Here is a 9,284-nt window from a genome sequence, read left to right on the forward strand (position 1 = left end):
ACTGCCGGGATATTCGGCAGCACTTGTGGCAGGTCTCCTGGCTCACAGCTCAACACCCTCCCGCGCCTTCCCAGCCGTTATAGGCCAGTGGCATAGACGAGAGAGCTAACCGTTCACAGTTGCGGGGGCAGCGCAGGAATGGCCAAAGGGCGTACCTGCTTCCCTATTGCTTCACCAAAAGGTGAAACCACAAAGCGTCAACAGATTAAGGGTTTTGCACGGTCTGCGCACGAGGCGAGTAGTCTTTCCGACAAGGTTCCACGGAACAACGTGCGACAGTCTGCCTCAGGCGACTCGATAGGCATGTTTTATCGGACTTAGGGTAATGCCTGCGCCAGACTGTCGCAGGTTATTAAAGGTGACAGGTGTCGTTAGACTTTTTGCCCCTCCACGAGTCGGTCAGAACAAATGCTCAGTAGGCATGATTGGGTTTCACCTGACGCACTTCCGACAGTAGCTCAAATACGCTCGGACGGTTCGTCTGGAACTAGAAATGCTTCTGCGTTAAACCTCAACCAAATACATGGTCGTTACGTGGCACGCCCAAAAGTCGGGTGCTAGAGTCATTTCCATGAACAGAACTCGAACAGACCGCTCGTTGATTGCCTGGACGCTCTATGCCTGCGTCCTGTTCAATCTATTGGCTTGCGGTATTGCTCACGGACAGATGAGTGGCTTGGCCCTCAATGGCGCGGGAGGGCAATTCTGCTCAGTATCTAATGTGGGTGTTGCGGATGTCGGGGGGGATTTGGTTGCCCAGTCCAAGAGTAATTGGGCCAGCAACTTCAGTTGCCCGATGTGCTCCTCAATCACCTTAAACCTCGTGTTCCTGTTCTGCCTTGCTTGGCTTGCGCGAACCAACCAGGTTCAGCGAAAACCCGTTGAAACCCGCGGTAAGGCTCCTCCTCGCTACTCTTGGCCATCGGCCAACCCTCGCGCCTCTCCCTTGTAATAAATAGCCACGGTCATCAGCGCTCAATTATTGCCAGCTCGATCTCTGGGATCCTTTGATGACCAAGAGATCCATCGTTGGTGCGCGTCCGATACCGAGATCTGAATCACGTACTGGTGTGATCAGGTATGCCCCGTGCTGGCTATTTCATTTGTGATGCAGCAAGTCCCTGCCGTGCATGGGGATGCACCGCAGGCGAGAAAACTTTGGCATTGAAAACGTAGGCACACACTCCGTTAGTGAGCAGGGCCTCGTCGATAACAAGGAGCACAAGGGATGATGCAAAAGGCTATTTGGTACGGTGTTTCGATTTCACTGTTTGGCGCCACTGCCGCTGCACAGGCAGATAATCAACCTGTGGAGTTGCCTGAAACGACGGTGATTGGCTCTTCTGTAATCGACCAGAACAAGGTCGACTCCTTCGGTAGCCTGACCACCGTGGTGGGGCAGGATCAGATCCGCGACCTCAACGCGCTAGATCTATCGTCCGCGCTGCGCCGTACTCCAGGGGTGACCGTTTCACGATTCAACCCAGTGGGATCGTTTGGTGGGGCTGAAGGTGGTGCGGTGTATATCCGTGGTATGGGTGCCAGCCGGCCAGGCAGTGAGATCAAGACGTACATCGATGGCGTGCCTTTTTACATGGGCGTTTGGGGGCACCCTTTACTGGATCTGCTACCGATCAATGCCATGCAAAGCATCAGCGTCTACAAAGGCCCGCAACCGCAAAAATTCGGCAACACCTTTGCCGCAATTGATTTGACTCCTCGTACTGCTGAAGCGGGCGATAACCAGCATGGCGAATTGCAGGTAACTGGTGGCAGTTTCCACACAGCGACCGATCAAGCCTCCCTTATTGGCCGCAGCGGCGATTGGGACTACCTGCTAGCGCAAGGAGCCGCTCACTCCGATGGCGACCGTCCGGATGGCGATGGCCGTTTGAACAACGGCCTGGCGCGCATAGGTTATCGTTTAAACGATAACTGGAGTGCTGGCCTGTTGCTGTTGCATGCCAACAACCAAGCCTCAGACCCTGGACAGAAAGGTCTACCAGAGACCAAGACAGGTGAATTCAACACTCGCGGCACCTTGGCTACGCTCTCACTTAACCACGACTACGACTGGGGCAACGGTAGCGTCAAGCTTTACCACAACGAAGGTCGAGGCAGCGCGCTCGATCAACCTGGGCTCGATGGTGACACCATCAGCGACTTCACCTTGCAAGGCCTGCGCTGGGAAGAAAGTCTGCGACCTTGGCAAAACGGCGAAGTCGCGCTGGGCATGGACATCGATGAAAGCAAAGGCGACGTGACTTACAAACGTATAGCGCCGGCACCGCGTGCCGACTTCGACGCGCCAACCTTGCGAGTGATCTCGCCACACATTGCTCTCAGCCATGCATTTGAACTCAATGACAGCTGGACACTAACGCCTTCTGCCGGAGTGCGTACCTACGACCACAACGTCTTCGAAAGCGCTACAGCGCCGCATGCTGGTGTGCTGCTGTCCACTTCCAATGTCGAGTTTCGGGCCAACCTGTCTCGAGGCATCAATTATCCAGGGCTCGAGGCTTCAGTTCTCTCGAACCTAATCCCGGCGCTCGGCGAAAGCTGGAAAGATCTAAAGCCCGAGAAACTCGATCACCAAGAACTGGGGGTCAAATTCAACCCTATCGAGAGTGCAACCCTGGATCTGGCCATCTTCAAGGACAAGTACAAAGATCGCTATTTGTTCGCGTTCCCTCCTGCCGTTTCACAGCCCTCATTTACGAACTTGGGTAACTACGAAATCAAGGGCGCCGAGGCCACTTGGCAGCAGCACTGGAACGATAGCTGGAGCAGCTTCGTCGGCTTCACCTGGCTGGATCCGTCGCTGAAAACTCTGCCTTACGCACCGAAACGGTCTTTGTCGTTAGGCACGACCTACGAAACCGGCCCTTGGCGTTTGAGCGCTGATGCCCAGTATCAGAGAGACATGTACGTGCTAGCGGAAGAGCGTACCGCAGGGGCCGCGAACTTCGCACAGGTGGACAGCTTCACTGTCGTGAACCTGAGGGTGGGTCATGCGGTTCCGGCGCTGGGCAAAGTCGGTGAGGTTTTTGTGGCGGTAGAAAACCTATTCGACCGCAACTATGAGTATCGCAACGGTTATCCAATGCCCGGAACCTCGGCGCAGCTCGGCGTGAAAATGGGCTTCTAAACGACCCCGATGGAACTCGGCTGCCGAGTGATCGACGGCAGCCTCTACTCAAGGACACACACCATGAAATTCGCACCGCTATTTCTAATCTTGATGACACTTGTCACGGGGGCTTTCGCTGACACTGTATCGGATCAACAAAATATCCAACAGCTGATGCGCCATACTTGGGAGCGTCCGGATGCTCCGCTTGATGTCGGCCCAATTACGGTCGAAGGTGATCACGCTGTCGCCGGTTGGACACAAGGCGAGCGCGGAGGTCGCGCACTGCTAGGAAAAAGCGATAAAGGCTGGCGAGTCGTGCTGTGCGCCGGCGACGCGTTGCTGGATCCGACCACCTTACGCAGCGCCGGATTGGCCCCTGACGCAGCCGTACATATGAGCCAATCCGTGACACAGGCAGAAAGCGCTATATCGCCGAATCGGGTGAAGCAGTTCGCTCTGTTCAAAGGAGTCGTGAACGTAGGCCAAGAGCACTCTTCAGCGGCTCATTGAGCTGAATCGATTAGATGCATTCAGCAGGGCAGACCCCGACTGACCTCTCGTTCAGTCGGGAAATATCGATCAGTCATTTTGATGCCATACGTTAATTTTAAGATGATGCGTCCATACAGTTGACTGGACTGCTGGACGTTACAAAAGGCGTTAATCCATGAGCGTTTTGTTGACTCGCCGCAAGGTGGTTGCAGGTATGGGGCTGCTTGGTCTGGGCATCCTGACCGGCTGCGATTCCCGAGGGGAGTTGTCGTACAAATACGGCAAGGATCTGAGCAACCAGATCCTCGGTCGCACGTTTAAGTTAAAAGATACTGACGGCGACGTGAGAACGCTCTCGAGCTATCGAGGCATGATGCCGATGGTGTTCTTCGGATTTACCCAATGCCCCGTGATCTGCCCCACCGCTCTGGCCCGCGCAGTAAAAATCAAAAAACTAATGGGCAAGGACGGTGACCGCCTTCAGGTCATTTTCATCACGCTGGATCCGGAGCGAGATACGCCTGCCGTACTCGATGCATACGTCAAAACCTTTGACCCGTCATTTGTCGCGCTTTACGGAACACTGGAAGAAACGGCTGCTACGGCCAAGGAGTTCGGCGTGTTCTACGAAAAAATCCCCAGCGGATCAACTTATACGTTGTCCCATACCGCAACGAGCTATGTTTATGACTCCAGGGGAACGCTACGCCTTGGTTTGTCTCATTCGCTTTCTGCACAAGAGTGTGCGGAAGATTTGCTTACCGTCATGGAGGTCTGCTAATGAACTCAATTAATAATCAAACCAGTATCACCCAGCGCGTCAGACAGGTCGTACTTGGGCTATCCCTACTGGGCCTGGCTTGTCAGGTATCAGCCCAGACGCAGGTAGATGACGCGTGGGTTCGCGCAACAGTCGCAGGTCAACAAGCGACCGGCGCGTTTATGACTATCACGGCAAGCAGCGACAGCAAGCTGATCAGTGCGCAGTCGCCGGTGGCTAAAACCGTGCAAGTTCACCAGTCAACCATGAAGAACGACGTGATGAGCATGACGCCGGTAGAGTTCGTCGCCTTACCTGCTGGTAAAGCCGTCACTCTGGATCCCCACAACTATCACATAATGCTTATTGACCTGGTTCAGCAGATCAAAGAGGACGACAAGGTGCCGATGACGTTGACGGTCGAGAATGCCAAAGGCGAGAAGGAGTCGATCAAGGTTGAAGCAACAGCGCGGGCCCTGAATATGCCTGATCACAGCAAAATGAATTAATCGGAACGAATAGCAAAATCTCGGGTATACCGAACTGTTCAGATACCTACTCGATTTATCAAAACAAACAGTTGATCGCTACTGAGATACAAAAGGGCCCTTGAGGGCCCTTTTGGTGTACTCACAAAAATCACTTGTTCAGCCAAGACTCAACAGTCGCGGCGCCGTGCTTCGATTTCCAATCTTTAAGCGTTTTGTGGTTGCCACCCTTGGTTTCTACAACTTCGCCGGTGTGCGGATTTTTATAGACCTTCAACTGGCGAGGCCTGCGGCTGCCTACCTTGGACTCGGCGGCTGGAGCCCGACGGCCTGCTTGTGGATCTATCAAATTGATCACGTCTTTAAGACTGTAGCCGTATTTTGCGAGCAAATCGCGCAGCTTTTTTTCGAAATCAATTTCTTTTTGAAGCCCCGCATCGCCTTTTAGGGCTTCTAGGGCCTGGAGCTGTTCGGCACCTCCTTCCCCAGCCTTTTTAGCTGTTCGCGCACGATGAACTCAGCGCTGGCAACTGCGGCTTGATCGTCAGGGTTGACCAACTGCAAACACAGGCGGCGGACATTCTGATCGTGAGTACCCTCGCTCATCATCTCGTGGGTGAAGACTTGTTCACCACGCCATAGGTCTAGTTGGGTATGAGTCTCACCGAGCCATATCTCGTTGATTGATCTTAGGTCGGTGGTAGCCAACTGCTAAGTGGTCACGGGAAAACCCTAATATTTATGACATACATGCGACCGTTAGTTATTGGAGGCCGCAGGAAGCACTCGTTTGAGGATGTCGGCCAACGTTACAACGCCCAGCAAGCGATCCGCGCTCACGACTAAAGCAAGCTGAATGCTCGATTTGCGCATGCGCGCAAGCGCTTCATAGACGGGAGTTTTCGCATCAAGCACAAAAGCTTCTCGTGCAAGCTCATGCGCAAGCCGAGTCTCTGGCTCAAGCAAGGTGTCGCGTACGTGAACCACCGAGGGTTGTATGCCCTCGGTTCCCAGCACGAGAATGCGCAAGTGCCCGGATTCGATGGCTGTAGTGCGGACACTTGCCACCGTCGCATCCCGCGTAACGTGAACTGGCACTTCCCCGGGGATTAGCAAAGCTTCGACGGGTAGCGTGCCCAGGTCGATCAGGCCTGAAATCTGCTGCTGCATCTGCGGCTGTAGCGTGCCGACCTTCGCCGAATGCTCAACGAGCTGCCTTATGGTCTCGATATCCTGACCACCCACTGCGGCGCTTTCAACTGGCTCTACACCTGAGGCTTTTACCAGACGGTTGGCGATTCGATTCACCAAGCGCAACAGCGGACGTAGCGGCCAGGTATAGACGCGCGACACGATGCCAATTGCCAGAGCGGATCTTTCCGGATGTGCAATGGCCCACGACTTAGGCGCCATTTCACCGACGACCAAGTGCAAGAATGTCACCAGGAAAAGCGCGAAGCCGAAAGCTGCAGCGCCAGCAGCCCACTCAGGCAAGCCCCACGCGATGAACACTGGGCCGAGCCATAAGTCGACCGCAGGTTTAGTCACCGCACCTAGGGCAAAGGTACACAGCGTGATACCCAACTGAGCACCTGCAAGCATTAACGTCAAATCATTCATGCCGCGCAACGCAGCACGAGCGGACAGACTATTGATTGCCAGTTCTTCAAGGCGGTGCCGGCGAGCGCCGAGCAACGCGAACTCGATGACAACAAACAAGCCACTCAGCGCGATGAGAACGACTGTGGCTATCGTGACTATCAGCGGATCATTCATTGACCGTCCTCCGCCATAGACACTTTGACCAACCGTACGCGAACTTCAGTGGGAACATGTCGTTCAATACGCAGTACATCAACTTCGAGTCGATATCTCACCGGCTCGTCGGAAATCAGTTCGGCAGCATCGATAGGTAGATCAACCGTGATTGTGTCGCCTTCTTCGGGCAGTGCGCCAAGCTCAGCGATCAGCATACCTGCCACAGTTTCAACATCAACGCGCGGCTGGTCATGACCAATGATGCGCCTGACTTCGTCGAGGTGAACGTCGCCTTCCATTGTCCAGGTGTCTTCCCCTTCTGACACGATGGCGTCACCGACTTCTGCATCATGCTCATCGGTAATTTCACCGACGATTTCCATAGCAAGATCTTCAATCGTGAGCACCCCGGCGAAACCACCATACTCGTCGATAACACAAGCTAACTGATCGGCTGTTTGAACCAGTTGGTCAAGAGCATCCGGCAGCAGCATCAGCGTCGGCAGCACCTTGGCAGGTCTCATCATCGAAGCGACAGTCTCATTACTGTTTCCCGTGGAGAGACGTGCAAGCACGTCGGCGAGATGTACAACGCCCACAGGGGCATCATCGTCATCGATCACCGGGTATCGGGTGTGAGCACGCGCCATCAGCCCTCGCAGCTCTTCGAGCGTCGTATCGGGTTCAACCCAGTCAACTTGTGATCGGGGCACCATAGCGTGTTCGACGTTGCGTTGCGGGAAGTCGAGGATGCGATCCATCATGAGTGACAGCTCACGTGGTAGGTCGCCACTGTCGCGCGAGTCGGCGATTATGTGTGGCAGATCGGTAGCCGAGGCGCTCACATCGAGGTCATGAATCGGCTCGATACGCAGCAACTTCAGGAGAAGGTTGGCCGATTTGTCGAAGAAACCGATTAGCCAGCCGAAGGCCGACATATAGAAGAGCGTGGAGCGGGCAAGCCGAAGCGACAGGGGCTCAGGGTTCGCAATGGCAAGGTTTTTCGGATATAGCTCACCCACGACCATTTGGATGATCGTAGCCGCAACTAAAGCAATACCTGTACCGACGGCCACCCGAGCGTCAACCGGTATACCGGTTCCTGCGAGGAGAACGCCTAATGATTCACCTACCAAGGGTTCCGCCACATAACCAACAAGTAAACCTGTGACGGTAATGCCAAGCTGGGCACCCGACAGCATAAAACTTGTGCGGTTCGTGACGGCCAATGCGCGCTTTGCCGACGCATCACCGGCAGCTGCCAATGCTGAGAGCCTGGTACGGTCAACCGCCATGTAGGCAAATTCTTGCGCAACAAAATAGCCATTCACAGCGATGATGGCCAGCATGACCAGGATGCCAAGAATGAGGGTAAGGATAGTTTCGATCATTTGGCGGCAAGACCAAATTCAGAATCTGAACAGCGACTGTGTGTTGCGGGGCTGGGATCCACGAAGGAGTCCATGTAGATAAGGAATCCAGAGAATACGGGCGTTTGCTCCGTATCGTCTACCCAGAGAATCTTTTCCGGTTGTGAATGCCGACTAGAGGGAAAGCACGGCTGGCTGCCAACAGCCCGACTGCATTCAGATCACACAAACACCGTAATGAAATTAGAGCAGTAATCGTTACTCGAAATCGGGCTTCAGCGAATTGAAATTTTTAATCGTTACCAGAAAATTGTTATTACAATCTGAGCAGTGTTATTGGCCACAATTAGATAATGGAGGCTCTTGGCAGTTTTCTACCTATAAAGAACGCCGGAAAGCGCTGAGTAACCGACGTAAGCAGAGCGCGCAGACTGGCACAGCCGAAGTCGTGAAGGATGGACGCCCGGAGGGCCGAGATACGGCGGGACGCGGGAGCTCGGTTCACGACAGCCTGCCCGCGCACGCGGCTCGCCAATAGAGGTAGGTCAGTCAGATCTTGCTCGACTCAGAAGCACAACCGTCGTGTGCCGAACACAACGTAAAATGCAACTGCCCTCCTCCAAGGCTGCCAAAAGCCCCAGCCCCTTCACAAGTTATGGTATCCATTCAGCTGCGCACGGAGCTCATTCCACATAGCGAAGCCACAGATAGGTTCGACCGGTGATCTTCTGTGCGACAGTGGAAATGCGTGCTTGTGAATCGCCCCGGGTTTCGTAGACACCTCCATGCCTTAAAATGAGGCCAATCAGGAGGTGCCATGAGCAACCCGCGTTATCCCGAAGAATTCAAAATCCAAGCAGTCAATCAAGTGACCGAAAAGAAGCTGCCTGTCGCTGAGGTAACGGCCCGTCTCGGCGTGTCGACGCATAGCCTCTATGCCTGGATAAAGCGCTACAGCAAACCTCAAGAAGAACGGCAGCAGGATGATGATCAGCACGCTGAGCTACGTCGTCTGCGAGCGGAACTCAAGCGCGTCACTGAAGAGCGAGACATATTAAAAAAGGCCGCCGCGTACTTTGCCAAGGAGTGCGGCTGAAGTACGCCTTTATCAAGCAGCGCGCGGGCGACTATTCGATTCGACGGCTTTGCCTGACGCTGAAAGTCCATCCCAGCGGTTATTACGCCTGGCTGTCTGAGCCGCAATCTGTACGCGCCAAAGACGACCAGCGACTGCTGGGTTTGATCAAGCATTCCTGGCTGGAGAGCGGCGGCGTTTATGG

At 54.4% G+C, this 9,284-nt stretch carries 8 protein-coding genes, 2 pseudogenes and 1 riboswitch; of the genes and pseudogenes, 6 read left to right on the forward strand and 4 right to left on the reverse strand.

All coding sequences use genetic code 11. From position 1 onward, the window contains the following. Positions 1-10: 10 nt before the first annotated feature. Positions 11-207, reverse strand: a riboswitch (cobalamin riboswitch). A gap of 364 nt (positions 208-571) precedes the next feature. The 5 genes from Q7W83_RS29200 to Q7W83_RS29220 all read left to right on the forward strand — a co-directional run bounded on the left by Q7W83_RS29200 (position 572) and on the right by Q7W83_RS29220 (position 4,897). Then, positions 572-952 (forward strand): DUF2946 domain-containing protein, encoded by a 381-nt coding sequence (locus Q7W83_RS29200; protein ID WP_240888425.1) that lies wholly within the window; start codon positions 572-574, stop codon positions 950-952. Between the two features lie 276 nt (positions 953-1,228). After that, the gene (locus Q7W83_RS29205) at positions 1,229-3,151 is read left to right on the forward strand and encodes a TonB-dependent receptor domain-containing protein (RefSeq protein WP_240888426.1); all 1,923 of its coding nucleotides are present in this window, start codon (positions 1,229-1,231) and stop codon (positions 3,149-3,151) included. A gap of 63 nt (positions 3,152-3,214) precedes the next feature. After that, positions 3,215-3,646: a copper uptake system-associated protein gene (locus Q7W83_RS29210; protein ID WP_240888427.1), complete on the forward strand. Its 432-nt coding sequence runs from the start codon at positions 3,215-3,217 to the stop codon at positions 3,644-3,646. A gap of 157 nt (positions 3,647-3,803) precedes the next feature. After that, a complete protein-coding gene (locus Q7W83_RS29215; RefSeq protein ID WP_473658447.1) occupies positions 3,804-4,409 on the forward strand; it encodes an SCO family protein in 606 nt (201 codons plus the stop codon). After that, positions 4,409-4,897 carry a copper chaperone PCu(A)C gene (locus tag Q7W83_RS29220; RefSeq protein WP_473658449.1) on the forward strand — a complete coding sequence of 163 codons (489 nt, stop codon included), beginning with the start codon at positions 4,409-4,411 and terminating at the stop codon, positions 4,895-4,897. Before Q7W83_RS29215 ends, Q7W83_RS29220 begins: the two co-directional genes overlap by 1 nt. 130 nt (positions 4,898-5,027) lie before the next feature. On the opposite strand, the pseudogene Q7W83_RS29225 reads toward Q7W83_RS29220, so the two are convergent. The 4 genes and pseudogenes from Q7W83_RS29225 to Q7W83_RS29240 all read right to left on the reverse strand — a co-directional run. After that, positions 5,028-5,351 (reverse strand): annotated as a pseudogene (locus tag Q7W83_RS29225) (histone-like nucleoid-structuring protein, MvaT/MvaU family); the annotation flags it as partial. After that, complete coding sequence (locus Q7W83_RS29230) at positions 5,330-5,584, reverse strand: hypothetical protein (RefSeq protein WP_473658451.1); 255 nt, start codon at positions 5,582-5,584, stop codon at positions 5,330-5,332. The gene Q7W83_RS29230 and the pseudogene Q7W83_RS29225, both read right to left, overlap by 22 nt. 51 nt (positions 5,585-5,635) lie before the next feature. Continuing rightward, on the reverse strand, positions 5,636-6,652 hold the full coding sequence (locus Q7W83_RS29235; protein WP_473658453.1) for a CNNM domain-containing protein: 1,017 nt from the start codon (positions 6,650-6,652) through the stop codon (positions 5,636-5,638). After that, a complete protein-coding gene (locus Q7W83_RS29240) occupies positions 6,649-8,025 on the reverse strand; it encodes a hemolysin family protein (protein WP_473658455.1) in 1,377 nt (458 codons plus the stop codon). Before Q7W83_RS29240 ends, Q7W83_RS29235 begins: the two co-directional genes overlap by 4 nt. A gap of 796 nt (positions 8,026-8,821) precedes the next feature. Here Q7W83_RS29240 and Q7W83_RS29245 point away from each other — a divergent pair. Next, a pseudogene (locus Q7W83_RS29245) lies at positions 8,822-9,284 on the forward strand (transposase); the annotation flags it as partial.

It is taken from the genome of Pseudomonas sp. 300, from assembly GCF_055803035.1.